We start from the raw sequence: 24,563 nt of genomic DNA on the forward strand, positions 1-24,563 counted from the left end.
TATGCTACGCGCCCATTTGCGCGGGGCGCCGCGCAGTTACGCCCCGATCCAAGGTGATGCCATGACGACCCGCACCGACGCCGTAAAGGCCTATCTGCTCGACCTGCAAGACCGCATCTGCGCCGCGCTGGAAACTGAAGACAGCGGCACGCGCTTCGTCGAAGACGCCTGGAACCGTCCGGCCGGCGGTGGCGGTCGCACTCGGGTGATCGAGAACGGCACGGTCATCGAAAAGGGCGGCGTCAACTTTTCCCACGTCTTCGGCAGTGGCCTGCCACCGTCCGCCAGCGCCCATCGACCAGAACTGGCCGGCCGCGGTTTTGAAGCCCTCGGCGTGTCGCTGGTGATCCACCCGCACAACCCGCATGTGCCGACGTCCCACGCCAACGTGCGCTTTTTCATCGCCGAGAAGGAAGGTGAAGAGCCGGTCTGGTGGTTCGGCGGTGGCTTCGACCTGACGCCGTACTATGGCAATGAAGAAGATTGCATCCACTGGCACCGCGTTGCCGAGCAGGCCTGCGCGCCGTTCGGCCCGGACGTCTATCCGCGCTACAAGGCCTGGTGCGACACCTATTTCCACATCAAGCACCGCCACGAACCACGGGGCATCGGCGGCCTGTTCTTCGATGACCTGAACGAGTGGGACTTCGACACCAGCTTCGCCTTCATGCGCGCCATCGGCGATGCATATATCGACGCTTACCTGCCGATCGTGCAGCGCCGCAAGAACGATGCGTTCACCGCCAAGCAGCGCGAGTTCCAGGAATTCCGTCGCGGCCGCTACGTCGAGTTCAACCTGGTTTACGACCGTGGCACCCTGTTCGGTCTGCAATCGGGCGGGCGCACCGAGTCGATCCTCATGTCGCTGCCGCCGCAAGTGCGCTGGGCCTACGACTGGAAGGCCGAGCCGGGCAGCGAAGAAGCGCGCCTGACCGACTACTTCCTGCAAGATCGCGACTGGCTGGCCCAGGCCTGAGGATTTCTGATGGATCGTTACGTCGTTTTCGGTAACCCGATTGGCCACAGCAAGTCGCCGATGATTCACAAGCTGTTCGCCGAACAGACCGGGCAGAGCCTCGACTACAGCACCCTGCTGGCACCGCTCGACGACTTTTCCGGCTGTGCCACGGCGTTTTTCCAGGACGGTCGCGGCGCCAACGTGACCGTGCCGTTCAAGGAAGATGCCTATCGCCTGGCCAACAGCCTGACCGCTCGTGCCCAGCGCGCGGGTGCGGTGAACACCTTGAGCAAACTCGCCGACGGTAGCCTGCTCGGCGATAACACGGATGGTGCCGGGCTGGTGCGGGACCTGACGGTCAACGCCGGGTTCGGCCTCACCGGCAAACGCATTCTGCTGTTGGGTGCGGGCGGCGCGGTGCGCGGTGCGCTGGAGCCATTGCTGGCGGAGAAACCGGCCTCGGTGATCATCGCCAACCGCACGGTGGACAAGGCCGAGCTACTGGCCGAACTGTTCTGTGATCTGGGGCCGGTGTCGGCCAGCGGTTTCGACTGGTTGCGCGAGCCTGTGGACGTGATCATCAACGCCACCTCTGCCAGCCTCACCGGCGACGTGCCGCCGATTGCCGCGAGTCTGATCGAACCGGGCAAGACCCTGTGCTACGACATGATGTACGGCAAGGAACCGACCGCGTTCTGCCGCTGGGCCAGCGAGCACGGCGCGGGCGTGGTGATGGACGGGTTGGGCATGCTGGCCGAGCAGGCGGCGGAGGCGTTCTTCCTGTGGCGCGGAGTGCGTCCGGACACTGCGCCGGTTCTGGCGGAATTGCGTCGGCAGTTGGCGCTGTAAGGCACCTTCAGTCCTCGAAGCGGATCGGGCATTTCTCCGGCCCTTCGAGTTTGCGCAATTCCTCCACCACCTGCGGTCGCGCCTGACGCAAGGTCAGGCTGCGATCCTGGCGCAGCAGGCGCCGGGCCTCCTGATGCAGCATTTCCACACCTGAATAGTCGATGAAGTTGATCTGCTGCGCCTCGATCACCACCCGCGCGCCGTGCATCCGTTGCAGGCGCACTTGCAGGTAGTGGCTGGCGCCGAAAAAGATCGAGCCGCCGACCCGTAGCACATCGTCTTCGCCATCGCGCCAATGCTGCACTCTCGGCTGCGAAGTGCGCTTGAGGTAGAAAAACAGCGAGGCCAGCACACCGGCGTAAATCGCCGTCTGCAACTCCAGCAGCAAAGTGGCGACGCAGGTCAGGCCCATCACCACGAACTCTGCCCGGCTGACCCGCAACAGCGCACGAATGCCGCGATGATCCACCAGTCCCCAGGCGATCAACAGAATGCTGCCAGCCATGGCCGGAATCGGAATGTGCGCGATCAGCCCGGCACCGAAAATCGCGAACAACGCCACCCACAACGCCGAAAACACCCCGGCCAGCGGCGAACAGGCCCCGGCCTCATAGCTCAGCCCGGAACGGGTGAACGAGCCGGCGGACAACGAGCCCGAAAAGAACGCCCCGACAATGTTCGAAAGCCCCTGAGCGCGGACTTCCTGATTGGCATCGAGCAACTGTTGCGAGCGTGCGGCAATCGAGCGGGCAATCGACAGGCTGGTGACCAACCCGAGCATACCCACCGCCACGGCGCTGGGCAGCAGGCGCAGGACCAGGTCCATATCCAGCGGCAACCCGCTGAACGGCGGCAGACGCCCGACAAAAGCGCTGACCAACTGAACATGGCCGAACATCGCCGGCCACAGCCACACCACCAGGCTGCCGAGCACCAAGGTCATCAACAGCGTCGGCCAACGCGGCAGCCATTGTTTGAGCAGCGCACCGATCACCACTGTGGCGACACCGAGGGCCAGCGACGGTTTATCCACAGCCCCGAGATGACGCAGCAAATCCATCAGGCTGGCCAGCGCCGTCGCCTTGGCCGGCAGATCCAGCCCCAGCAGGTTCGGCAACTGGCCGATGGCAATCACCACCGCCGCCCCGAGGGTGAAGCCCAGCACCACCGAGTGCGAGACGAAATTCACCAGCGCGCCGAAGCGCAACAGGCCGAGCAACCACTGGAAAATCCCCGCGAGGAAGGTCAGCAGCAGAATCAGGGTGATGTAGTCCTGCGATGCCGGCACGGCCAGTGGGCTGACACTGGCAAACAGGACAATCGAAATCGCCGCCGTCGGCCCGCAGATCAGATGCCACGACGAGCCCCACAGGCAGGCGATCAGTACCGGGATGATCGCGGCATAGAGGCCGTATTCGGGTGGGAGACCGGCGATCAGGGCGTAGGCAATCGACTGGGGCAACGCGAGAATCGCGCCGCTGAGTCCGACGACCAGGTCCCGCCCGACGCTGGCGCGGGTCTGCCGGGGCAGCCAGGTCAGGAAGGGAAACAGTGAGCGGCGGCTGGGGAGGGCCATGGATCCTCTCGGGTGAAATTTGCGCATTGTACGCAGATCGTTCCCACGTCGAGACGTCGAACGCGCCTGGGTAGGAACGATCCGTGTGAGGGCTAGAGTTTCGCTTTGACGGCCGGCAACGCGTCTTTTCCATCCACGGTCTTCACCCCATTAAGCCACTTATCCAAAACCCCCGGATTCGCCTTGATCCACGCCTTCACCGCATCGGCATTGCTGACCTTCTTGTTCACCACCTCGGCCATGATGCTGTTCTCCATCTCCTGAGTGAACGAAAGATTGGTCAGCAATTTACCCACATTCGGACAGGCCTCGGCGTAGCCCTTGCGGGTCAGGGTGTAGACGCTACCTGTGTCGCCGAAGTATTTCTCGCCGCCCTTGAGGTAATGCATTTTCAGCTGCACGTTCATCGGGTGCGGGGTCCAGCCGAGGAAGGTGACGAATTTCTGCTTCTTCACCGCCCGCGAGACTTCAGCGAGCATGGCCTGCTCACTGGACTCGATCAGCTTCCACTGGCCGAGGTCGAAGTCGTTCTTCTTGATGATCTCTTGCAGTGAGATGTTCGCCGGCGCGCCGGAGCCGATGCCGTAGATTTTCTTCTCGAACTTGTCCGCGAATTTGTTCAGGTCGGAAAAGTTATGCACACCCGCATCCCACACGTAATCCGGTACGGCCAGGGTGAATTCGGTGCCGTCGAGGTTCTTCGCCAGTTGCGTGACGTCGCCGGTGGCCACGAACTTGTCGTAGAAGCCCTGCTGCGCCGGCATCCAGTTGCCGAGGAACACGTCGACCTGACCGTCCTTCAAGCCGCCAAAGGTGATCGGCACCGCGAGCGTGTCGACCTTGGCCTTGTAGCCCATGCCATCCAGCAGAAACCCGGTGATGGCGTTGGTCGCGGCGATGTCGCTCCAGCCGGGGTCGGCCATTTTCACCGTGTCGCAGCTCTCGGCGAACGCGGATGCGCTGCCCAGTGCCAGCAGGCTGACCGTCACGATTGTGGATAACTTGACCATGGACTTCCCCTTAACGTTATTGGTTTTGGCAGGGTTGTGGATAACGGGCTTTGCGCTCCAGGTCATCGAGGTCGATGTGGTTGCGCATGTACTGCTGACTGGCATCCACCAGCGGCTGGTGGTCCCAGCTCTTCAGCTTGCCGAGGGTCAGCGCCTCGGCGACGAAGCGCCGGCGCCGCTGGCTTTCGAGCACCTTGCGGTGGATCGCCGGGATGTCCCACTTGGCCCGCGCTTCGGCGAGAAAATCGTCGAACAGCTGGCGATGTTGCGGTGATTGGCTGAGTTCTTCCTGCTCACGTGGATCGTTATCCACATCGAAGAGTAGGCAAGGGTCGGTTTCGCTGTAGATAAATTTGAAGGCGCCACGCCGGATCATCATCAGCGGGCTGACGGTGCCTTCGGCCATGTATTCGCCGAATACTTCGTCATGACCGCCCTGTCCTTGCAGGTGCGACACCAGCGAGCGACCGTCCAGCGGCAGATTCGCTTCCAGGCTGCCACCCGCCAGTTCCACGAAGGTCGGCAACAGGTCGGCGGTGGACACGGCGGCGCCTACACGGCCTGCATTGAACTGACCGGGCGCACTTATCAACAGGGGCACCCGGGCGGCCATTTCGAACCAGTGCATTTTGTACCAGAGCCCGCGCTCGCCAAGCATGTCGCCATGGTCGCCGGAGAACACGATGATGGTGTCGTCCGTCAGCCCGCAATCTTCGAGGGTTTGCAGGAGTTTGCCGACGTTGGCGTCGATATAGCTGCACGCACCGAAATACGCCCGACGGGCATCGCGAATCTTATCCACAGGCAGCGGCTTGTCCCACAGGTCGTAAACCTTGAGCAATCGCTGGGAATGCGGGTCGAGTGAATGCTGATCCGGCGTTGTCGGAAGCGGAATATCCGCATCGTCGTACAAATCCCAGAACGCCTTGGGAATCGTGTACGGGTCGTGGGGGTGAGTCATCGACACGGTCAGGCAGAACGGCTGGTCGCCGTCCTCTCGAATGTGATCGAACAGGTACTGCTGAGCCTTGAACACCACCTCTTCGTCGAAGTCGAGCTGGTTGGTACGCACGCACGGCCCGGCCTGCAACACCGAAGACATGTTGTGATACCAGCTCGGCCGCACATCGGGCTCATCCCAGTTCACCGCCCAGCCGTAGTCGGCCGGATAGATGTCGCTGGTCAGGCGCTCTTCGTAGCCGTGCAGTTGATCCGGCCCACAGAAATGCATCTTGCCCGACAGCGCGGTGCGATAGCCGAGGCGGCGCAGGTAATGGGCGTAGGTTGGAATGTCGGCGGGGAAATCGGCGGCATTGTCGTAGGCGCCGATCTTGCTCGGCAACTGGCCACTGACCAAGGTGAAACGCGACGGCGCGCACAGCGGGCTGTTGCAGTACGCGGCATCGAACACCACGCCTTGTTCGGCAAGGCGGCTGAGGTTCGGCAGTTTGATCGGCGACGGGCCGTAGAACGGCAACATTGGCGCGGCCATTTGATCGGCCATGATGAAGAGAATGTTCTTGCGCTTCATGTGATCGCGGCATTCCATAGTGAATATTTATGCGACATTGCTGCGATCGAGCATGGATTCCCCGCAATATCCGGTAAAGCCCGCGCCGGACAATGACTAGGATAAGCACAGCTTATGTATGACGCCCTCGGTGATTTGTCGCTCGTCCTGCTGCGCGCCTTCGAGGCAGCAGCCCGTCATCGCAGTTTTACCGCGGCGGCGGTGGAGCTTGGGACCACCCAGCCGGCGATCAGTCAGCAGATCAAACGGCTGGAGGAACAGTTGGGGACGCGACTGTTCGACCGGATCTACCGAGGTATCGAACTGACGGAGGTCGGTTCGATCCTTTTCGAGCAAGTCACCCTCGGTTTGCAGAATATCGACGCAGGATTGAGCGCGATCAGCGCGCAACAGCAACATGAGGTGCTGCAGGTCGCCACCGATTTTGCCTTTGCCGCGTACTGGCTGATGCCGCGTCTGCATCGTTTTCACGAAGCCAATCCGCAGGTCGATGTCAGCCTGGTCACCAGCGAGCGCAATCACAATATGCTGCGCCCGGATATCGACGTTGCCGTGCTGTTCGGCGACGGTCGCTTCAAGCAGGGCGAAAGTCATTGGCTGTTCAGCGAAGAAGTGTTCCCGGTGTGCAGCCCGCAATTGCTCAAGGATCGCGCCCGGCCCTTGCCGGCCCAGGCCTTGCTGGAGTTTCCGCTGCTGCATCTGCGTGGCGAAAACAGCAGCAACTGGTTCGACTGGAGCGGCCTGTTCCGCGAACTCGGCATCAATACGCCGCCGGCGCCGGGGCAACTGCGTTTCGATAACTACACCTTGCTGATCCAGGCGGCGATTGGCGGTCAGGGTGTGGCCATCGGCTGGCGGCACCTTGTGGATAACTTGCTGGCGCAGGGTTTGTTGTGCCGGCCGATTGCCGAGACAACCCTCTCCCGCCTCGGTTATTACGTGGTGCTGCCGCAGCGCAAACGCCGAGGGGCGTTGATTCAACAGTTTGTCGATTGGTTGATGGCCGAGCAGGCCAGCAGCGCGCAGTCGCTGACGGGAATGGAGTTGCCTTCGATCGCCGTTTGATCAGGTGTCTGACGCCGCGACAAAACTCACGTGCACGCGCAGCAGCCGTTCAGCCATCAACGCACTGCCCAGGCTACTCATGGCACCATAGAGCACCACTTTCACCACTGGGGTTTCGGCATTTTTCATGGCTGAGGTCCCTTTGTTTTCCCTTGTAGGGCGTGTGACATACGAGGGTTCGAACCGATTCAGAGGGTTTGCGATGCAGACGATCAAGGGTTATCACGCCCACGTTTATTACGACGCCAGCACGATCGATCAGGCGCGGGCGCTGTGTGAGCAGGCGGCAGCGCTGTTTCCATTGAAGATGGGCCGCGTGCATGAACGCCCGGTCGGCCCGCATCCGGACTGGAGCTGCCAACTGGCCTTCGGCCCGGAGCTGATCGGCGACGTGCTGCCGTGGCTGGCGCTCAACCGCAAGGGGCTGGTGGTGTTCCTGCACCCGGACACCGGTGATGACTTGCTGGACCACACCGAGCACGCGATCTGGATGGGCGCGATGCGGCCGCTGGATCTGTCTATTTTTTAATCAGATGGTTTCTTCAGGCTCGCCAGGTAAATGCTCGTCCAGATGCAGCCACGGCAACTGGCTGTCGGTCCAGATGTGCCGCTCGGCGGCGGCTTGTTCCGGGTGATCCAGCGTGGCGACCGTCAGATCGATGCTCTCGGGGCTGAGCAACGTCACCAGCGCCAGTTGCGCGCCGCAGTTCGGGCAGAAGAACCGTGCGCAACTCGTCGAGGACTCGTAGCGCGAGGGTGTCCCGGCCAGCCACTGGAAGTTCGCCGCCGGCAGCGTGATCCAGGTGGTGACGATGCCACCGCTGACCCGCCGGCAAATCGAGCAATGACAGTGGGCGATGTCCTGCAGCGTTCCGCTGAACTGATAGCGGATATGTCCGCAATGGCAGCCGCCGCTGTGCAATTCACTCATCGTCTCGCCCTCCCGTTCCCGTGTTCATTGACTCTAGTCGTATCCGACGGCCGGTTGACCATTCGCCCAAAGCTTTCAGCGGCGAAAGGTAGCTGAAAGGTTCCCCGATTAGGATCGCCGCCACTACCGGCAACAGACCGGTTGGCCAACGTGTGTGATTGCTCGCACGTCAGGCCCAATTAACAACAACAATGGTGATTCTGATGTCCTCTGTTACCCGCCTCCTCGCTCCAACTCCGCCCGTACGTCTCGTGCTTCCCGTTCTGCGCTGATCTCGCCCGATCCGCTCACTTACCTAGCCGCGCTACGCCTGGAGTATTCCCATGCTGACTTTCCTTGGCTTCGCCATGGTCATCACGTTCATGTTCCTGATCATGACCAAGCGCCTGTCTGCGCTGATCGCTCTGATCATCATCCCGATCCTGTTCGCCCTGTTCGGTGGTTTCGCGCCGAAGATCGGCCCGATGATGCTCGAAGGTATTACCAAGCTTGCGCCGACCGGCGTGATGCTGATGTTCGCCATTCTGTATTTCGCCCTGATGATCGACTCCGGCCTGTTCGACCCGGCCGTGCGCAAGATCCTCAAACTGGTCAAGGGCGACCCGCTGAAAGTTTCGGTCGGCACCGCCGTACTGGCGCTCGTCGTTTCCCTCGATGGTGACGGCGCGACCACTTACATGATCTGCGTGGCCGCCATGCTGCCGCTCTACAGCCGCATCGGCATGAGCCCGCGGATCATGGCCGGTCTGATCATCCTCGCCGGCGGCGTGATGAACATGACCCCCTGGGGCGGCCCGACCGCCCGTGCCGCCAGTGCGCTGCACGTGGACCCGTCGGACATCTTCGTGCCGATGATCCCGGCGATGGCGGCCGGTGTGGTGGCGATCCTGATCATTGCTTACTTCTACGGCAAACGTGAACGTGCGCGTCTGGGTGAACTGCACCTGATCGGCGACGAAATCGATCACAGCGAAATCAGCGTGTCGCAATTCCCGGATGCCCGTCGTCCGAAGCTGATCTGGTTCAACGGCCTGCTGACCCTGGCGCTGATGTGCACTCTGATCGCCGGCCTGCTGCCGCTGCCGGTGCTGTTCATGGTGGCGTTCAGTATTGCAATGATCGTCAACTACCCTTGCCTGCAACAGCAGAAAGACCGCGTCGCGGCTCACGCCGGCAGCGTGCTGTCGGTGGTCAGTCTGATCTTCGCGGCGGGCATCTTCACCGGTATCCTGTCGGGCACCGGCATGGTCGATGCCATGTCGAAAAGCCTGCTGGCGGTGATCCCTGATTTCCTCGGCCCGTACCTGGCGGTGATCACGGCGCTGGTGAGCATGCCGTTCACGTTCTTCATGTCGAACGACGCGTTCTACTACGGCGTGTTGCCGGTGTTGTCCGAAGCGGCCAGCCATTACGGCATCACTGCGGTGGAAATGGCCCGTGCCTCGATTGTCGGCCAGCCGGTTCACCTGCTGAGCCCACTGGTGCCGTCGACGTATCTGCTGGTCGCACTGGCCGGGATCGAGTTCGGCGATCACCAACGTTTCACCCTGAAGTGGGCAGTGCTGGTTTGCCTGTGCATACTGGTCGCAGCCTTGCTGTTGGGGACTTTCCCGCTGTTCAGCACTTTGTAACGGCATCAACTCAACCAAACGCCAGCTGTCTGCTGGCGTCTTGGTTTAACACACGCTCAAAGGAATACACATGGAATGGCTGACCAACCCTGAGATCTGGGTTGCCTTCTTTACCCTGACCGCCCTGGAAATCGTTCTGGGCATCGATAACATCATCATGATTTCGATCCTGGTCAGCCGCATGCCCAAACACATGCAGCAGCGCACCCGGATCTTCGGTCTTGGCCTGGCCATGATCACGCGGATCCTGTTGCTGCTGTCGATCACCTGGGTCATGCGCCTGACCGCCGACCTGTTTGTGGTGTTCGGCCAGGGCATTTCCGGACGTGACCTGATCCTGTTCTTCGGTGGCCTGTTCCTGCTGTGGAAAAGCTCCCAGGAGATGTACCACGCGCTGGAAGGTGAAGACGAAAGCGACGACACGCCTGGCGGCAAGGGCGGCAACTTCCTCTACACCATCATCCAGATTGCGATCATCGACATCGTGTTCTCGCTGGACTCGGTGATCACTGCTGTCGGCATGGTGTCCCATGTGCCGGTCATGGTCGCGGCAATCATCGTGGCGGTGCTGGTGATGATGCTGGCCTCGGGCAAGATCAGCGAGTTCATCGACAAGCACCCGTCGCTGAAAATGCTCGCGCTGTCGTTCCTGCTGGTGGTCGGCACCGTGCTGATCGCCGAAGCGTTCGACGTGCATGTACCGAAGGGCTACGTCTACTTCGCCATGGCGTTCTCGCTGGCGGTCGAAGCGATCAACATCAAGCTGCGCGGCGCGATGGCCAAGAAGAAACAACAGCAGGATCCGGTGAAACTGCGCAAGGATATCCCGGGTCAGTAACCCGAACGCTGCGCAAAAGATCAAAGGGCCTTCGGGCCCTTTTTTCATGGCCGCATGAAGCTGTTTTCATGACGCTTTTGTTTCAATCCGCACTTTAGCTGTGCAATGCTGGCGCCCGGACCGTTAGCCAACTACAGCTTAAGAACAACACGTAGAAACCGCGCGGTATCGTCAACTTGCCCCTTTGGGGCGCTGCAACTACAGGGGGTCTGCATGCTCACCCTGCTCAATTTGCTTTCTGCCGTGGCCCTGCTGATCTGGGGCACGCACATCGTTCGAACCGGCATCCTGCGGGTGTACGGCACCAATCTGCGCCATGTGATCGGCCAGAACATGTCCAGGCGCTGGCTGGCCTTCATCGCCGGTATCCTTGTGACCGCGATGGTGCAGAGCAGTAACGCCACCGCCATGCTCGTGACCTCCTTCGTCGGCCAGGGCCTGATGGCGTTGACCCCGGCCCTGGTGACCATGCTCGGGGCCGACGTCGGTACAGCGCTGATGGCGCGGGTGTTGACGTTCGATCTGTCGTGGCTGTCGCCGCTGCTGATTTTCCTCGGGGTGATTTTCTTTCTGTCGCGCAAGCAGACGCGGCTCGGGCAGATGGGCCGCGTGGCCATCGGGCTGGGGCTGATCATTCTGGCGCTGCAATTGATCGTCGAGGCCGCCGGGCCGATCACGCACGCAAAAGGCGTGAAGGTGATCTTCGCTTCGCTGACCGGCGACATCTTGCTCGACGCCCTGGTCGGCGCGTTGTTCGCGATGATTTCCTACTCAAGCCTCGCCGCCGTGCTGCTGACCGCGACGCTGGCCGGCGCCAATGTGATCAGCCTGCCGGTGGCGATCGGTCTGGTGATCGGCGCCAACATCGGCAGCGGCGTGCTGGCGTTCATGAGCACCAGCATGCAGAACGCCGCCGGCCGGCAAGTGGCGCTGGGCAGTCTGTTGTACAAGCTGATCGGCCTGTTGCTGATCATTCCGGTGCTCGACCCGCTGGTGCACTGGATCGACAGCCTGGATTTCAGTCCGCAGGAAATGGTCATCGGCTTCCACCTGCTCTACAACACCGTGCGCTGCCTGATCCTGGTGCCAACCGTCGCGCCCATGGCGCGGCTGTGCGCCTGGCTGTTGCCGGAGCGCCCGGAGGTCAACGGCACCGCCAAGCCGCGTCATCTCGACCCGACAGCGCTGGTCACGCCGAGCCTGGCGCTGGCCAACGCCGCCCGGGAAACCCTGCGCATGGGTGATCTGATCGACAACATGCTCGACGCGACCCTCGATGTACTGCGCGGCAAACAGACCGCCGTCACCATGGAAATGCGCAAGCTGACCGATGACGTCGAAGCGCTGTACAGCGCGATCAAGCTGTATCTGGCGCAAATGCCCCGTGAAGATCTTGGCGAGCAGGACAGTCGGCGCTGGGCGGAAATCATCGAGCTGGCGATCAACCTCAAACTTGCCAGCGACCTGATCGAACGCATGTTGCGCAAGGTGCAGCAGCAGAAGACCTCCCAGCGCCGCTCGTTTTCCGAGGACGGGCTGGAGGAGTTGGCGGGCTTGCACCAGCAGTTGATCTCCAATCTGCGGCTGGGGCTGTCGGTGTTCCTCAGCGGTGACAAGGAAAGCGCCCGCCAGTTGCTGCGCGAGAAACGCCGCTTTCGCGCGCAGGAGCGGCGTCTGGCCCATGCGCATGTCAGCCGTTTGCAACGCAAGATCGTGCAAAGTATCGAGACCAGTTCGCTGCACCTGGAGTTGATTGCCGACATGAAACGCTTGAACTCGCTGTTCTGCAGCAGCGCCTACGTGGTGCTGGAAACCGCCGATACCGGAGCGCTCGAGACCGACGATATGGCGGACATCACGCATTCGCCTTGAACGTCTGGGGCTGTGGTCAGTCAGTAACTCAAGGTTCAGCCTCACGGCCGGACTGACAACACGGATCTCCGATTCAGCTGTATGGAAGCTCGTTATGCGTTGCCTGTTGTTCGCTTGTCTGTTGCTCGGTTCCCTGCCCGCCCTCGCCCTGGATCGCTTTCAGGTCGAAGGCTATGCCCTGCCCAACGGCCTGCAATTGCTGCTCAAGCCCGGCACCGAACGCGGGCATGTGGCGATCAGGCTGGTGGTGGGCGTCGGTCTCGATGACTTCGACTGCAATGAGAAAGAACTGCCGCACCTGCTCGAACACCTGTTGTTCAGCGGCATCGACGCCACTGGCGAAGGTGGCCTCGAAGAGCGCATGCAGGCCCTCGGCGGCGACTGGAACGCCTTTACCAGCAACGCCGACACCACGTTCGTGATCGAAGCCCCGGCGAAAAACCAGCGCAAGGTCCTCGATCTGCTGCTGGATCTGCTGACCCAGACCCGCTTCGACGACAACGCGATCAACGCCGCCAAACGTGTGGTCGAGCGCGAGGACGGCGGGCATTACACCCGCCTGCAACGCTTTCTCGACCGCCAGGACCTGGGCCACACCGCGAGCAATCAACTGGCGGTCGAGCTGGGCCTGAAATGTCCGCAACGGGCCGAGGTCGACGGTCTGACCCGCGCGCAACTGGAGAAGGTGCGCAAGGCCTGGTACGCACCGAACAACATGACCCTGATCGTCGTCGGCGATCTCGACAAGCTGCTGCCGGCCTATCTGGAGCGGGCGTGGGGCGCGCTGGAAGCGGTCGACCCGAGCGAACACCGACCCTTGCCCGACATCCGCGCCAGCGCCGCCCATGAACGCACGATCACTCGCGGTTTCATCGGCAACAGCGCCAAGCTGCACTGGCTGGTGCCGGAGCCGGTGCTGGACGATCAGTACGACCAGACATTCGACCTGCTCAAGGAATATCTGGAGTGGGCGCTGTACCGCCAGTTGCGCCTGAACCATGGTCTGTCCTACGGGCCGTGGGCCGAGCGTGAGGTGTTCGGTGGCGTCGGTTTCATGAGCCTCAACGCCGATCTGGACCGCAGTGATATCGCTGAAGCCGAGCAAGTGCTGGAAGATCTCAAGGCCGACCTGCTGAAAAACGGCCTCGACGCCGACACCTTCAATCGCCTCAAACAGGCGGCTATCGCCCATCAGGCCTGGGCCGTGCAGGGCAACAGCGCCATGGCCGACTATTACTGGAGCGCCCTGGGCGACTACGAGGACGGCCGTTTCGCCGACCCGGCCCTGGAACTGCAAGGCGTGACGCTGGAAGCGGCGAACAAGGCCATGCGCGAATTGCTGCTGCAGCCGGGATACCTGCGGATCGAGAAGCCCTTGCTCAGTGATGACGAGGTGCTGTGGCTGATTGCGGGCGGGCTGGGTGTACTGCTGCTGATTCTGTTCGGCTGGCGACTGCATCGTCGTCCCCCGGCCAAGCCGTGATCCCGTGGGTTTTTACTGATCGGCAGCCTCGCCACGGGGCCCGGCGGGCGGTACTCTGTCGAGGTTTTTTTCCTCGACTGTCGTGAACCGCCCAAATGCTCAAATTGACCCTCCTGATCCAGCGCATCCTCGAACTGATGAAGCGCTACCCCGGGGTCATTGCGCTCGGTGGTTTCATCTCCGGGGTCGGCAGTTTCATTCTGGTCGACCGGCAACAGGGGCTGGCGAGCTGGATCACCACGATCATGCTGCTGAGCTGGATCTGGCTGATGCTGGAAAACAGCCTGACCGAGCTGTTCACGCGGGTCTTCAAACGGGAAATCCCTCAGCCGCTGCTGCGTTACGCGACGCAGATGATCCACCAGGAAAGCCTGTTTTTCGTCCTGCCGTTCTTCTTCATCACCACCACCTGGAACAGCGGCCAACTGGTGTTCACCGGTCTGCTGTGCATCGCCGCGCTGATCTCGATCGTCGATCCGCTCTACTACAAATGGCTGGCGCCGCGGCGCTGGGCGTTCCTCGCGCTGCACACCCTGACCCTGTTCGCCGCCCTGCTCACCGCCTTGCCGGTGATCATGCACCTGACCACGTCGCAGAGCTTCAAATGGGCGCTGGGGACGGCCGTGGTGCTGTCGTTTCCGAGTCTGGCGTCGATCTTTCCGATCCGCACCGTACGCAATGCGCTGGCGATCCTCAGCATCACCATCGGTATCGGCGGCGTAGGCTGGGTCCTGCGTTCGTGGGTGCCGCCAGCGACACTGTGGATGACTGACGTGGCGATCAGCACCCAGTTGCAGGATCGCACCCCCGGCGCCAGCCTCGAACAAGTCAGCGCCGAGCAGATCCGTGGCGGTGGGCTCTACGCCTACACCGCGATCAACGCACCGCGCGGGCTTGATGAGCGGATTTACCACGTCTGGCAGTTCAACGGCAAAGAGGTCGACCGGATCGCCCTCGACATCCACGGCGGGCGCAAGGAAGGCTACCGGGCGTGGACCCACAAGCAGGTTTTCCCCGGCAACCCGGTCGGTGACTGGCAGGTGCGGGTGCTGACCGAAGACGGCCAGGTGATCGGCGTTCTGCGTTTCGAAGTCACGGACAGCACACCGACCAAAGAAAAGTAATCCGGTTCGTGCTATTACGTAGGTTCGCGAATTTAGCCGAACAAGCACGGAGCTTATGACCAGCAGCTCGATGACCGGTAATGCCCGACTGGACACCTCGATCACCCCTGCCCGCCTGCGGGTCACCGGGGACTGGACGCTTGCTCATTACGCCGAGCTCAAGCACCTGAGCGAAACGCTCCGCGGTCAGTACGACGCCAGCACTCCCATCGACCTCAACGGCCTCGGCGCCCTCGACACCGCCGGCGCGTCGCTGCTGGTGGAACTGCTCGGCTCCGAGCGGCTGGGCAAATCCGCCGAACACCCCGATTGCACGATTTCCACTGCCGACCGCGCGTTGCTGCAAACCGTGTATCGCTCGCTGACCGACTTCTGCGTGCCGATCAAGGAGCCGGAAATCAGCGTCAGCGTGCAATTGCTGACGCGCATCGGCCGGGCTGTCGATACGGTCTGGCAAGACACCCTGCAATTGCTCGGCTTCGTCGGCCTGATCCTCGAAACCATCGCCCGCAGCCTGTTCCGGCCCAAGCGCTGGCGGATCACGCCGATGATCGCGCACATCGAACAGACCGGCCTCGACGCCGCGCCCATCGTGGCGCTGCTGACCTTTCTGGTCGGCGCCGTGGTGGCGTTCCTTGGGGCGACGGTGCTGGCCAGTTTCGGCGCCAGCGTGTTTACCGTGGATCTGGTGGGTTTCGCCTTCCTGCGCGAATTCGGCGTTTTGCTTACGGCGATCCTGATGGCCGGCCGCACCGCCAGTGCCTTTACCGCACAGATCGGCTCGATGAAGGCCAACGAGGAGATCGACGCCATTCGCACCCTCGGCCTCGACCCCATGGAGCTGCTGGTAGTGCCGCGCGTGCTGGCCTTGCTGGTGGCGCTGCCGATGCTGACCTTTCTGGCGATGATCTGCGGGATCATCGGTGGCGCCGTGGTCTGTGCGGTGTCGCTGGATATCTCGCCGGCGATGTTCCTGTCGCTGCTGCAAAGCGACATAGGGATTCAACATTTCCTGGTTGGCCTGGTCAAAGCTCCGATCTTCGCGTTCCTGATTGCCGCCATCGGTTGTCTGGAAGGCTTCAAGGTCAGCGGCAGCGCCGAATCGGTCGGCGCCCACACCACCTCCAGCGTGGTGCAATCGATCTTTGTGGTGATCGTGCTCGATGCGGTCGCCGCGCTGTTCTTCATGGAGATGGGCTGGTGAGTCGTTTACCCCGCATGCCGTCCGAGGCGGTGATCGAAGTCCGTGGCCTGTGCAATCGCTTCGGCAGCCAGAGCGTGCACGAGAACCTCGACCTGGACTTGTACAAAGGCGAGATCCTGGCCGTGGTTGGCGGTTCCGGCAGCGGCAAGTCGGTGCTGCTGCGCAGCATCGTCGGCTTGCGCCGGCCCAGCGAAGGCATGGTCAAGGTGTTCGGCCAGAACCTGCCGAGCCTGTCGGAACATGAGCGTTCGCTGATCGAGCGGCGTTTTGGCGTGCTGTTCCAGAAAGGCGCGCTGTTCTCCTCGCTGACGGTCACCGAGAACGTCGCCCTGCCCCTGATCGAACATGCCGGCCTGAGCCGCGAAGACGCCGAGCATCTGGCGGCGGTGAAACTGGCGCTGGCCGGGTTGCCGCTGTCGGCGGCGGATAAATACCCGTCGTCGCTGTCCGGCGGCATGATTAAACGGGCGGCGCTGGCCCGGGCGCTGGCGCTGGACCCGGACATCCTGTTTCTCGACGAACCCACCGCCGGCCTCGATCCGATTGGCGCGGCGCAGTTCGACCAATTGATCCTGACCCTGCGCGATGCGCTGGGCTTGAGCGTGTTTCTGGTGACCCACGACCTCGACACGCTCTACACCATCACCGACCGGGTGGCGGTGCTGGCGCAGAAGAAAGTGCTGGTGGCGGGACCCATCGACGTGGTCTCGGAAACCGACGACGCGTGGATTCACGAATATTTCCACGGCCCTCGCGGCCGCTCGGCGCTGGACGCCGCCAAACTGCTCAACGAGGTCTGACATGGAAACCCGAGCCCATCATGTGTTGATCGGCCTGTTCACGGTGATTGTGGTGGCCGGTGCCCTGCTCTTCGGTCTGTGGCTGGCCAAGTCCAGCGTCGATACCGAGTTCAAGGATTACGAAATCGTCTTCAACGAGGCAGTCAGCGGCCTGTCCCGGGGCAGCCCGGTGCAGTACAGCGGGATCAAGGTCGGCGATGTGGTCAGTCTGCGGCTCGATCCGCAGGACCCGCGCCGGGTGCTGGCGCGGATTCGCCTCGGTGGCGACACGCCGGTCAAGGAAGACACCCTCGCCAAACTGGCGCTGGCCGGGATCACCGGCACGTCGATCATCCAGCTCAGCGGCGGCACGCCAGAGAGCCCGAAACTGCGCGGCAAGGACGGCAACCTGCCGACCATCGTCGCCTCGCCCTCGCCTATCTCGCGGCTGCTCAATGACAGCAATGACCTGATGAGCGGGGTCAGTACGCTGCTGAGCAACGCCAATCAGATGTTCTCCGCCGACAACATCGAGCGCGTGAGCAAAACCCTTGAGCACTTGGAACAGACCACCGGTTCGATCAACGATCAGCGCGGCGATCTGCGCCAGGCCATGCAGCAACTGGCAACCGTCGGCAAGCAGGCCGGCAGCATGCTCGAGCAGACATCCGCGCTGATGCGCAACGCCAACGGCCTGCTCAACGATCAGGGCAAACAGGCTCTGGGCAGCGCCGAGCAGGCGATGAAGTCGCTGGAACAGAGCAGCGCCACCATCAACGGCTTGCTGAGCAAGAATCAGAACTCCCTCGACAGCGGCATGCAGGGCCTCAACGGCCTGGCGCCGGCGGTGCGCGAACTGCGTGAAACCCTGTCCTCGCTGCGGGCCATTTCCCAACGTCTGGAGGCCAACCCCAGCGGTTACCTGCTGGGCAGTGACAAGAACAAGGAGTTCACGCCATGAAGCTGACTCGCCTCGCCCTCCTCATCGCCAGCCTTTCGCTGATCAGCGCGTGCTCGATCCTGCCCAAGTCCGAACCGCTGGACGTCTACCGTTTGCCGGCCGCACAGGCGCCCGCCTCGGCCAGTTCGGCGGCGACTCAGCACTGGTCGCTGCGTCTGAACAAATTGCAGGCCAGCGAAGCGCTCAATCGGCCGAGCATCGCAGTGATTCCCCAGGGGGACGTGATCAGCAGCTACAAGGCCTCGCGCTGGAGCGATCCGGCACCGGTGCTGGTGCGCAATCGGCTGCTCGATGGTTTCCAGCGTGACGGTCGGGTGTCGCTGTTGAGTACCGATGACAGCAACTTCCAGGCGGACCTGGAACTGGGCGGCAGCCTGCAGGCGTTTCAGACCGAGTATCAAGGCTCGCAGGCCAGCGTCGTGGTGCGGGTGGATGCGTTGCTGGTGCGCGGTTATGACCAGCGCATCCTCGCCAGCCGCCGCTTCGAAGAGCGCCAGCCGCTGAATGATGTGAAAGTCCCGGCGGTGGTGGCCGGATTCGGTCAGGCCAGTGATCGGCTGACGGCGAAGGTGGTGGCGTGGGCGGTGGAACAAGGCCAGAAGGTCGTGCCGACCGCCCGGCCTTGAGGATTAGCCGAAGAACCAGTAGCAGACGCCGATAGCGCCGAGCACACCGGCCAGCTCGGCCAGCAGCGCGCAACCGACGGCATGCCGGGCGCGCTGAATGCCCACCGCGCCGAAGTACACCGCCAGCACGTAGAAGGTGGTCTCGGTGCTGCCCTGGATTGTCGCGGCCACCAGCGCCGGGAAGCTGTCCACGCCCGAGGTCTTCATCGTTTCGATCAGCATCGCCCGGGCGGCGCTGCCGGAGAACGGTTTGACCATCGCGGTCGGCAGCGCATCGACGAACCGTGTGTCCCACCCTGCCCACTCCACCAGATGGCGAATGCCGTCGAGGCCGAAGTCCAGAGCGCCTGACGCGCGTAATACGCCGATCGCACAAAGCATCGCCACCAGATACGGCAGCAGGTTCTTCGCGACGTCGAAACCTTCCTTCGCACCTTCGACGAACGCTTCGTAAACCTTCACCTTGCGCAATGCGCCGATCACCAGGAACAGCATGATCAGACCGAACAGCGTCAAGTTGCCGAGGATCGACGACAGGCCCGCCAGCGCGGTGGCCGACATCGTCGCCAGCAACGCCATGAAGCCGCCGAGGATCAGCGCGCCGGGAATCAGGTAAGCCAGCACCACCGGGTCCCAGACCCGCAGGCGCTGCATGAACGCCACCGACAGGAAACCGACGATGGTCGAGCAACTGGTGGCCAGCAGGATCGGCAGGAACACCAGCGTCGGGTCCGGCGCGCCTTGCTGGGCGCGGTACATGAAGATCGTCACCGGCAGCAGGGTCAGGGACGAAGCGTTGAGCACCAGGAACAAGATCTGCGCGTTGCTGGCGATGGTCGAGCTGGGATTGAGCTCCTGCAGCGCCTTCATGGCCTTGAGGCCGATCGGCGTGGCGGCGTTGTCCAGGCCCAGGCCGTTGGCGGCAAAGTTCAGGGTGATCAGGCCGATGGCCGGATGCCCCGCCGGTACTTCCGGCATCAGTCGCAGGAACAGCGGGCCCAGGGCTTTGGCCAGCCACTCGACGATCCCGGCCTTCTCGGCGATGCGCAGGAAGCCCAGCCACAGGGTCAGGGTGCCGAACAGCAGCACCATGACCTCGACCGACAGCTTGGCCATGGCAAAAATGCTTTCCACCATCGCCGCGAAGATCCCGGCGTTGCCGCCGATCAGCCATTGCCCCAGCGCCGAAACGGCTGCCACGATGAAGAAGCCAAGCCACAGGCCATTAAGCATCAGTCAAATCCCCCGGAAGATGCGGCGAATGATAGCGGGGTCGCCAGAAACGACAAACCCCGGATTTCTCCGGGGTTTGTCAGGGTGCCTTGCGAGCGGGGATCAGTTCTTGGAAACGTCACCGGCCGGCAGTTTTTCCTTGCTGCGCCAGTGCGGCAGCGAGTTCCAGTAGCGCTGGCCCTTGGCGTCGTCGTACATGCCTTCCCAACGGGCGATAACCAGTACGGCGAGAGCGTTGCCGATCACGTTCAGGGCGGTACGCGCCATGTCCATCACTCGGTCGACACCGGCGATGAAGGCCAGGCCTTCCAGCGGAATACCCACGCTGCCCAGAGTGGCCAGCAGTACCACGAAGGACACGCCCGGCACGCCGGCGATACCTTTGGAGGTGACCATCAGGGTCAGGACCAGCAGCAGTTGCTGGCTGATCGACAGGTCGATGCCGTACAGCTGAGCGATGAAGATCGCCGCGATGGACTGGTACAGGGTCGAACCGTCGAGGTTGAACGAGTAACCGGTCGGCACCACGAAGCTGCAGATGGCTTTCGGTGCGCCGTAGGCTTCCATCTTCTCGATCACGCGTGGCAGCACGGTTTCCGAGGAAGCGGTGGAGTAAGCCAGGACTAGCTCATCCTTGAAGATGCGCATCAGCTTGATCACCGAGAAACCGAACATCTTGGCGATCAGGCCCAGAATCACGAAGGCGAAGAAGGCGATGGCGACGTAAACCAGGATCACCAGTTTGGCCAGCGGCAGCAGCGAAGCAAAACCGAAGTTGGCCACGGTCACCGCGATCAGAGCGAACACACCAATTGGCGCGTAGTTCATGATCATGTGGGTGACTTTGAACATGCTTTCCGAGACGCCCTGGAACATCTTCACCAGCGGCTCGCGCAGGTCCGACTGCAGGCTCGACAGACCGAGACCGAACAGCACGGAGAAGAAGATGATCGGCAGCATTTCGCCGCGGGCCATGGCCGCGAAGATGTTCGACGGGATCAGGTTGAGGATGGTCTCGATGAACGCGTGTTCATGCTGTACTTCGGCGGCGGTCGCCTGGTACTTGGAGATGTCCACGGTGCCCAGGGTGCTCATGTCGATGCCGGCACCCGGATGGAACAGGTTGGCCAGCAGCAGGCCGACGACGATGGCGATGGTGGTGACGATTTCGAAGTAGATGATGGTCTTCAGGCCGATGCGCCCGAGCTTCTTGGCGTCGCCCACGCCGGCGATGCCGACGATCAGGGAAGAGATGACGATCGGGATCACGATCATCTTGATCAGACGGATAAAGATATCGCCTGCCGGTTGCAGGACGTTGCTGATCCACCAGGCCTTCTCGGCACTGAAATGGTTGAGCAACGCACCGATTGCAATCCCCAATACCAGACCGATGAGGATCTGCCAGGCGAGGCTAAGCTTTGCCTTCTTCATTATCTTTACCCTTACTTGCGTTTGACTCAGGCACATGCAGGAACTGGAACGCTCTTTAGCGGAAAAGTTTGTGCATCTGCCTCCGTATAAGGTGCCCCGGGCCGCGTGTTTACGGCTCTCCGGCAGGCGAAAAAAGGCGCAACTATTCCGATGCAAGGTTGCGCCGTCTAATGCCGTAAACGCCTACCCTATGCCGAATCGGCATGAGCTTTTTTAAATGAAACTGGCGTCCCAACCGGTTCGAATACGACATTTCAGCAGGCATAAGTGCCGTGAACCGGCCATTACAGCGTAGGTTGGTTATTTTTTGAACGAGTGATTTCGACGAAAAATTTAGGAAAAAGCCTACGTTTGGAAACTAAAAGTCCGACTGGCTCAATCGACTCTTTCTCGATATACGGTCGCGACGAAACACCGCGAAACGCTTTTCGCGCGCAGTGTGAGCGATAAAAAGATGAGCAGAACGCTCTGGATCAATGTTTTGTCACTTTGAAAGCTCAGCGCAAGTCCGTCGAACCACCCCGGGTTGGCGAACTTGCGTCGCAGCTTTTACCCTGACCCGGCCCTCATCGCAGGCACTCCCTGTACCCGTAGGTCACTCCGACCCTGCAACAGTCAGAACGTCCCGGCCCCCTGGTCATGCGCCGGCCTTCCTCGGGCGGGCGCAATGGAAGGCAGCGCGTTGCTGCCCTCATGTTCAATACCAGTTCGGATCTTTTTTCAGCGTTTCCATCAACAGATCCTGCATGCCCTGATCGGGTTTGCCGAGGAAGCGGTAGGTCGCATGTCGCGTTGGCGACTTGTCGGCCGGCAGTCCTTCGGGCACATCGACCAGCATGGCGTAAGCGTGTTTCTTGTCGAAGCTGAACGCGACGATCAAGCGGTGGTTGAGGCACTTGTCCTGGGATTCGCAGAGCGGCCCGACCAGGTACTTGTCGCCGTCTTCAGTGACGGCATTCATCTGTTGGTCCGGCGTACCGGAAAGGTTCATCACCCACTCCGGCAGGCGTTCTTCCTTCTTCACCACGCCTTCCCAGGTTTCCCTGTAGTGCGGGTCGGAACTCAACAACTCGTTGACCCGTGCCTGGCCATCATTGGCCGCCATCGCCATGGCACTGCCGCCCAGGAGCAGGGCGGCTGCCAGTGTCTTTAAAGCACTCATGGTCAACCTCGGCCGCGACGGCCAAAGAAGAACGAGGCGATGAACATCACCAGGAATACGACAAAGAGAATCTTGGCGATACCCGTGGCGGTGCCCGCGATACCACCGAAGCCCAGTACTGCAGCGATGATGGCAATGATCAGGAATGTGATTGCCCAGCTCAACATGGTGATTCTCCTTGTTTCTATTTAGGGGTGTTGCCGGTCTCGGCGCGGGGGCGCCCAGATTCGTTGATCAGAAAACCCAGCGTTCTTCGCGTGGCATGTCGCCCAGGGGTTGTGGCTGGTCGACATCCATCATCCGCATCGCGCCGTTATCCGCCTGGCTGCTGCTGACGGCGCTGAAGTGCGTTTGTGTCGCGTGCTGCATCGAAATCAATGGCTCAGCTTGCTGACTCTGTTCCCAGCGCAGGTATTGCTGGCAGGCGATCAGGGTGATCAACAGCGCAAGTGCGCCAAACAGGCCCTGCTGTAGATGCAGGGGCGAGATACGCATTTGGGCGGCACGTTGGCGAGTCATCCTGGGTTCCTCACTCTTATTCGGTTAGGGCAGTGCATATCTGCCCGGGCTGAGAGAGGTATTGCAGCCTGCATGCCAGCTTTTTTGTTTGAAAAAAATCAATAAAATCAAATAGTTAAAGATGCGTAGAAAAATCCTGACGACGCATCCTGCACGATGGCTCCGCCACGGTCGTGCGTAATGCACGATTGTTTGGTAGGAGAAATCATTCTTTTTGAATTGAGAGCAGGGTGCGGATGTCAGAAAAGGACGCAGGCAAATGCATGAAAAACGCTGATTGCTTAAAAATTCAACAAATTCAGTGGATTAGCTGTGATGGCAGGAGAGAGCTACCCTGCTATGACTGGAATCGATCAGAATCAACCATGCAACTTGCCCGATTTTTCTGGGACTAAACCAAGACATTCACTTATGGAGCGTAGGAAAAATGGAATCAGCCACTGAGCACCAAGGCCGCATTCTGCTGGTGGACGATGAATCCGCCATCCTGCGAACCTTCCGTTATTGCCTCGAAGACGAAGGTTATACCGTCGCCACCGCCAACAGCGCGGCCCAGGCTGACGCGCTGTTGCAGCGTCAGGTGTTCGATCTGTGCTTCCTCGATCTGCGTCTGGGCGAAGACAACGGCCTCGACGTGCTGGCGCAGATGCGCATTCAGGCGCCGTGGATGCGGGTGGTGATCGTCACCGCTCATTCGGCCGTCGACACGGCGGTGGACGCGATTCAGGCGGGCGCGGCCGACTATCTGGTCAAGCCGTGCAGCCCTGACCAATTGCGTCTGGCCACTGCCAAGCAGCTCGAAGTACGTCAGCTCTCGGCGCGTCTGGAAGCCCTCGAAGGCGAGATCCGCAAACCCAGGGACGGTCTCGATTCCCACAGCCCGGCAATGAAAGTCGTACTGGAAACCGCACGGCAAGTGGCGAGCACCGACGCCAATATCCTGATCCTCGGCGAGTCCGGCACCGGTAAAGGTGAACTGGCCCGGGCGATTCACGGCTGGAGCAAGCGCGAGAAGAAGTCCTGCGTCACCATCAATTGCCCGTCGCTGACCGCCGAACTGATGGAAAGCGAGCTGTTCGGTCACAGTCGCGGCGCGTTCACCGGGGCCAGTGAAAGTACGTTGGGCCGGGTCAACCAGGCAGACGGCGGAACACTGTTTCTCGACGAGATCGGCGATTTTCCACTGACCTTGCAGCCAAAGTTGCTGCGATTCATCCAGGACAAGGAATACGAGCGGGTAGGGGATCCGGTCACTCGGCGCGCCGATGTGCGCATCCTTGCGGCCACCAACCTCAATCTTGAGGACATGGTGCGCGACGGACGTTTCCGTGAAGACCTGCTTTATCGTCTGAACGTCATCACCCTGCATCTGCCGCCGCTGCGCGAACGCGCTGAAGACATTCTGACTCTGGCTGACCGATTCCTTGCTCGCTTCGTGAAGGAATACGCGCGGCCGGCCCGGGGTTTCAGTGACGAGGCGCGGGAAGCGCTGCTGGGTTACCGCTGGCCCGGCAACATTCGCGAGCTGCGCAACGTGGTCGAGCGGGCGAGCATCATCTGCCCGCAGGAGCGCGTGGAAATCAGCCACCTCGGCATGGCCGAGCAACCGGCCAACAATGCGCCCCGGGTCGGCGCGGCCCTGAGCCTCGACGAATTGGAGAAGGCTCACATCGGCGCGGTACTGGCGACCGCCGGCACCCTCGACCAGGCGGCCAAGACCCTGGGGATCGACGCCTCGACCCTGTATCGCAAGCGCAAGCAGTACAACTTGTGAGCG

23 protein-coding genes and 1 pseudogene are annotated in these 24,563 nt (G+C 61.6%); 14 read left to right on the forward strand and 10 right to left on the reverse strand.

Going from position 1 to position 24,563, the window contains the following annotated elements; genetic code table 11:
• The first annotated feature begins 61 nt into the window (after positions 1–61).
• A complete protein-coding gene (hemF, locus tag AC1RME_RS03290; protein WP_096822465.1) occupies positions 62–976 on the forward strand; it encodes an oxygen-dependent coproporphyrinogen oxidase in 915 nt (304 codons plus the stop codon).
• A 9-nt stretch (positions 977–985) separates the two neighbouring features.
• Complete coding sequence (gene aroE / locus AC1RME_RS03295) at positions 986–1,807, forward strand: shikimate dehydrogenase (protein WP_096822396.1); 822 nt, start codon at positions 986–988, stop codon at positions 1,805–1,807.
• A 7-nt stretch (positions 1,808–1,814) separates the two neighbouring features.
• Here aroE and AC1RME_RS03300 read toward each other — a convergent pair whose 3' ends face one another.
• The 3 genes from AC1RME_RS03300 to betC form a co-directional block, all read right to left on the reverse strand.
• Positions 1,815–3,383: a SulP family inorganic anion transporter gene (locus AC1RME_RS03300; RefSeq protein ID WP_096822397.1), complete on the reverse strand. Its 1,569-nt coding sequence runs from the start codon at positions 3,381–3,383 to the stop codon at positions 1,815–1,817.
• A gap of 92 nt (positions 3,384–3,475) precedes the next feature.
• Entirely contained in the window at positions 3,476–4,393 is a 918-nt protein-coding gene (gene choX, locus AC1RME_RS03305; RefSeq protein WP_096822398.1) for a choline ABC transporter substrate-binding protein, read from the reverse strand.
• Positions 4,394–4,409: 16 nt separating this feature from the next.
• A complete protein-coding gene (gene betC, locus AC1RME_RS03310) occupies positions 4,410–5,924 on the reverse strand; it encodes a choline-sulfatase (RefSeq protein WP_096822399.1) in 1,515 nt (504 codons plus the stop codon).
• 114 nt (positions 5,925–6,038) lie between these two features.
• Between betC and AC1RME_RS03315 the strand changes: the two genes are divergently transcribed.
• On the forward strand, positions 6,039–6,989 hold the full coding sequence (locus AC1RME_RS03315) for a choline sulfate utilization transcriptional regulator (RefSeq protein WP_096822400.1): 951 nt from the start codon (positions 6,039–6,041) through the stop codon (positions 6,987–6,989).
• Between the two features lie 30 nt (positions 6,990–7,019).
• Here the strand turns inward: AC1RME_RS03315 and AC1RME_RS03320 are convergent.
• A pseudogene (locus tag AC1RME_RS03320) lies at positions 7,020–7,118 on the reverse strand (NADH-flavin reductase); the annotation flags it as partial.
• A gap of 73 nt (positions 7,119–7,191) precedes the next feature.
• Here AC1RME_RS03320 and AC1RME_RS03325 point away from each other — a divergent pair.
• On the forward strand, positions 7,192–7,518 hold the full coding sequence (locus tag AC1RME_RS03325) for a DOPA 4,5-dioxygenase family protein (protein WP_493090462.1): 327 nt from the start codon (positions 7,192–7,194) through the stop codon (positions 7,516–7,518).
• Here AC1RME_RS03325 and AC1RME_RS03330 read toward each other — a convergent pair whose 3' ends face one another.
• Positions 7,519–7,920: a GFA family protein gene (locus AC1RME_RS03330; protein WP_493090464.1), complete on the reverse strand. Its 402-nt coding sequence runs from the start codon at positions 7,918–7,920 to the stop codon at positions 7,519–7,521.
• Between the two features lie 323 nt (positions 7,921–8,243).
• Between AC1RME_RS03330 and AC1RME_RS03335 the strand changes: the two genes are divergently transcribed.
• The 9 genes from AC1RME_RS03335 to AC1RME_RS03375 all read left to right on the forward strand — a co-directional run bounded on the left by AC1RME_RS03335 (position 8,244) and on the right by AC1RME_RS03375 (position 18,438).
• Positions 8,244–9,551, forward strand: coding sequence for a CitMHS family transporter (locus tag AC1RME_RS03335; RefSeq protein ID WP_096822403.1), 1,308 nt, complete (start codon positions 8,244–8,246; stop codon positions 9,549–9,551).
• Positions 9,552–9,621: 70 nt separating this feature from the next.
• A complete protein-coding gene (locus tag AC1RME_RS03340) occupies positions 9,622–10,389 on the forward strand; it encodes a TerC family protein (RefSeq protein ID WP_096822404.1) in 768 nt (255 codons plus the stop codon).
• 213 nt (positions 10,390–10,602) lie between these two features.
• Positions 10,603–12,261, forward strand: a complete 1,659-nt coding sequence (locus AC1RME_RS03345; RefSeq protein WP_096822405.1) for a Na/Pi cotransporter family protein — start codon at positions 10,603–10,605, stop codon at positions 12,259–12,261.
• Positions 12,262–12,355: 94 nt separating this feature from the next.
• Positions 12,356–13,744 (forward strand): M16 family metallopeptidase, encoded by a 1,389-nt coding sequence (locus AC1RME_RS03350; RefSeq protein WP_096822406.1) that lies wholly within the window; start codon positions 12,356–12,358, stop codon positions 13,742–13,744.
• Positions 13,745–13,839: 95 nt separating this feature from the next.
• Complete coding sequence (locus AC1RME_RS03355) at positions 13,840–14,868, forward strand: DUF5924 family protein (RefSeq protein ID WP_096822407.1); 1,029 nt, start codon at positions 13,840–13,842, stop codon at positions 14,866–14,868.
• Between the two features lie 55 nt (positions 14,869–14,923).
• Positions 14,924–16,072: an ABC transporter permease gene (locus tag AC1RME_RS03360; RefSeq protein WP_096822408.1), complete on the forward strand. Its 1,149-nt coding sequence runs from the start codon at positions 14,924–14,926 to the stop codon at positions 16,070–16,072.
• Positions 16,073–16,086: 14 nt separating this feature from the next.
• Positions 16,087–16,872 (forward strand): ABC transporter ATP-binding protein, encoded by a 786-nt coding sequence (locus tag AC1RME_RS03365; RefSeq protein ID WP_176504900.1) that lies wholly within the window; start codon positions 16,087–16,089, stop codon positions 16,870–16,872.
• 1 nt (position 16,873) lies between these two features.
• Positions 16,874–17,812: an MlaD family protein gene (locus AC1RME_RS03370; RefSeq protein ID WP_096822410.1), complete on the forward strand. Its 939-nt coding sequence runs from the start codon at positions 16,874–16,876 to the stop codon at positions 17,810–17,812.
• On the forward strand, positions 17,809–18,438 hold the full coding sequence (locus AC1RME_RS03375) for an ABC-type transport auxiliary lipoprotein family protein (protein ID WP_096822411.1): 630 nt from the start codon (positions 17,809–17,811) through the stop codon (positions 18,436–18,438). The genes AC1RME_RS03370 and AC1RME_RS03375 overlap by 4 nt, the downstream gene beginning before the upstream one ends.
• 3 nt (positions 18,439–18,441) lie before the next feature.
• On the opposite strand, the gene AC1RME_RS03380 is transcribed toward AC1RME_RS03375, so the two are convergent.
• From AC1RME_RS03380 to AC1RME_RS03400, 5 genes are all read right to left on the reverse strand, one after another.
• Complete coding sequence (locus AC1RME_RS03380; protein WP_007954056.1) at positions 18,442–19,671, reverse strand: nucleoside recognition domain-containing protein; 1,230 nt, start codon at positions 19,669–19,671, stop codon at positions 18,442–18,444.
• Between the two features lie 102 nt (positions 19,672–19,773).
• On the reverse strand, positions 19,774–21,105 hold the full coding sequence (gene gltP / locus AC1RME_RS03385; protein ID WP_011331769.1) for a glutamate/aspartate:proton symporter GltP: 1,332 nt from the start codon (positions 21,103–21,105) through the stop codon (positions 19,774–19,776).
• A gap of 697 nt (positions 21,106–21,802) precedes the next feature.
• Positions 21,803–22,267, reverse strand: a complete 465-nt coding sequence (locus tag AC1RME_RS03390; RefSeq protein WP_096822412.1) for an inhibitor of vertebrate lysozyme family protein — start codon at positions 22,265–22,267, stop codon at positions 21,803–21,805.
• Between the two features lie 2 nt (positions 22,268–22,269).
• Entirely contained in the window at positions 22,270–22,434 is a 165-nt protein-coding gene (locus AC1RME_RS03395; RefSeq protein ID WP_003177151.1) for a DUF1328 domain-containing protein, read from the reverse strand.
• A 67-nt stretch (positions 22,435–22,501) separates the two neighbouring features.
• On the reverse strand, positions 22,502–22,786 hold the full coding sequence (locus tag AC1RME_RS03400; protein ID WP_096822413.1) for a hypothetical protein: 285 nt from the start codon (positions 22,784–22,786) through the stop codon (positions 22,502–22,504).
• A 427-nt stretch (positions 22,787–23,213) separates the two neighbouring features.
• On the opposite strand from AC1RME_RS03400, the gene algB reads away from it, so the two are divergent.
• Positions 23,214–24,560, forward strand: a complete 1,347-nt coding sequence (algB, locus tag AC1RME_RS03405; protein WP_096822414.1) for a sigma-54-dependent response regulator transcription factor AlgB — start codon at positions 23,214–23,216, stop codon at positions 24,558–24,560.
• Positions 24,561–24,563: the final 3 nt, after the last annotated feature.

The sequence above is a fragment of the Pseudomonas sp. GW822-FHT03F08 genome (genome assembly GCF_058801265.1).

Coding starts and splice junctions, on each gene's coding strand:
- hemF (WP_096822465.1), top strand. CDS start 62: ATGACGACCCGCACCGACGCCGTAAAGGCCTATCTGCTCGACCTGCAA.
- aroE (WP_096822396.1), top strand. CDS start 986: ATGGATCGTTACGTCGTTTTCGGTAACCCGATTGGCCACAGCAAGTCG.
- AC1RME_RS03300 (WP_096822397.1), bottom strand. CDS start 3,383: ATGGCCCTCCCCAGCCGCCGCTCACTGTTTCCCTTCCTGACCTGGCTG.
- choX (WP_096822398.1), bottom strand. CDS start 4,393: ATGGTCAAGTTATCCACAATCGTGACGGTCAGCCTGCTGGCACTGGGC.
- betC (WP_096822399.1), bottom strand. CDS start 5,924: ATGAAGCGCAAGAACATTCTCTTCATCATGGCCGATCAAATGGCCGCG.
- AC1RME_RS03315 (WP_096822400.1), top strand. CDS start 6,039: ATGTATGACGCCCTCGGTGATTTGTCGCTCGTCCTGCTGCGCGCCTTC.
- AC1RME_RS03325 (WP_493090462.1), top strand. CDS start 7,192: ATGCAGACGATCAAGGGTTATCACGCCCACGTTTATTACGACGCCAGC.
- AC1RME_RS03330 (WP_493090464.1), bottom strand. CDS start 7,920: ATGAGTGAATTGCACAGCGGCGGCTGCCATTGCGGACATATCCGCTAT.
- AC1RME_RS03335 (WP_096822403.1), top strand. CDS start 8,244: ATGCTGACTTTCCTTGGCTTCGCCATGGTCATCACGTTCATGTTCCTG.
- AC1RME_RS03340 (WP_096822404.1), top strand. CDS start 9,622: ATGGAATGGCTGACCAACCCTGAGATCTGGGTTGCCTTCTTTACCCTG.
- AC1RME_RS03345 (WP_096822405.1), top strand. CDS start 10,603: ATGCTCACCCTGCTCAATTTGCTTTCTGCCGTGGCCCTGCTGATCTGG.
- AC1RME_RS03350 (WP_096822406.1), top strand. CDS start 12,356: ATGCGTTGCCTGTTGTTCGCTTGTCTGTTGCTCGGTTCCCTGCCCGCC.
- AC1RME_RS03355 (WP_096822407.1), top strand. CDS start 13,840: ATGCTCAAATTGACCCTCCTGATCCAGCGCATCCTCGAACTGATGAAG.
- AC1RME_RS03360 (WP_096822408.1), top strand. CDS start 14,924: ATGACCAGCAGCTCGATGACCGGTAATGCCCGACTGGACACCTCGATC.
- AC1RME_RS03365 (WP_176504900.1), top strand. CDS start 16,087: ATGCCGTCCGAGGCGGTGATCGAAGTCCGTGGCCTGTGCAATCGCTTC.
- AC1RME_RS03370 (WP_096822410.1), top strand. CDS start 16,874: ATGGAAACCCGAGCCCATCATGTGTTGATCGGCCTGTTCACGGTGATT.
- AC1RME_RS03375 (WP_096822411.1), top strand. CDS start 17,809: ATGAAGCTGACTCGCCTCGCCCTCCTCATCGCCAGCCTTTCGCTGATC.
- AC1RME_RS03380 (WP_007954056.1), bottom strand. CDS start 19,671: ATGCTTAATGGCCTGTGGCTTGGCTTCTTCATCGTGGCAGCCGTTTCG.
- gltP (WP_011331769.1), bottom strand. CDS start 21,105: ATGAAGAAGGCAAAGCTTAGCCTCGCCTGGCAGATCCTCATCGGTCTG.
- AC1RME_RS03390 (WP_096822412.1), bottom strand. CDS start 22,267: ATGAGTGCTTTAAAGACACTGGCAGCCGCCCTGCTCCTGGGCGGCAGT.
- AC1RME_RS03395 (WP_003177151.1), bottom strand. CDS start 22,434: ATGTTGAGCTGGGCAATCACATTCCTGATCATTGCCATCATCGCTGCA.
- AC1RME_RS03400 (WP_096822413.1), bottom strand. CDS start 22,786: ATGACTCGCCAACGTGCCGCCCAAATGCGTATCTCGCCCCTGCATCTA.
- algB (WP_096822414.1), top strand. CDS start 23,214: ATGGAATCAGCCACTGAGCACCAAGGCCGCATTCTGCTGGTGGACGAT.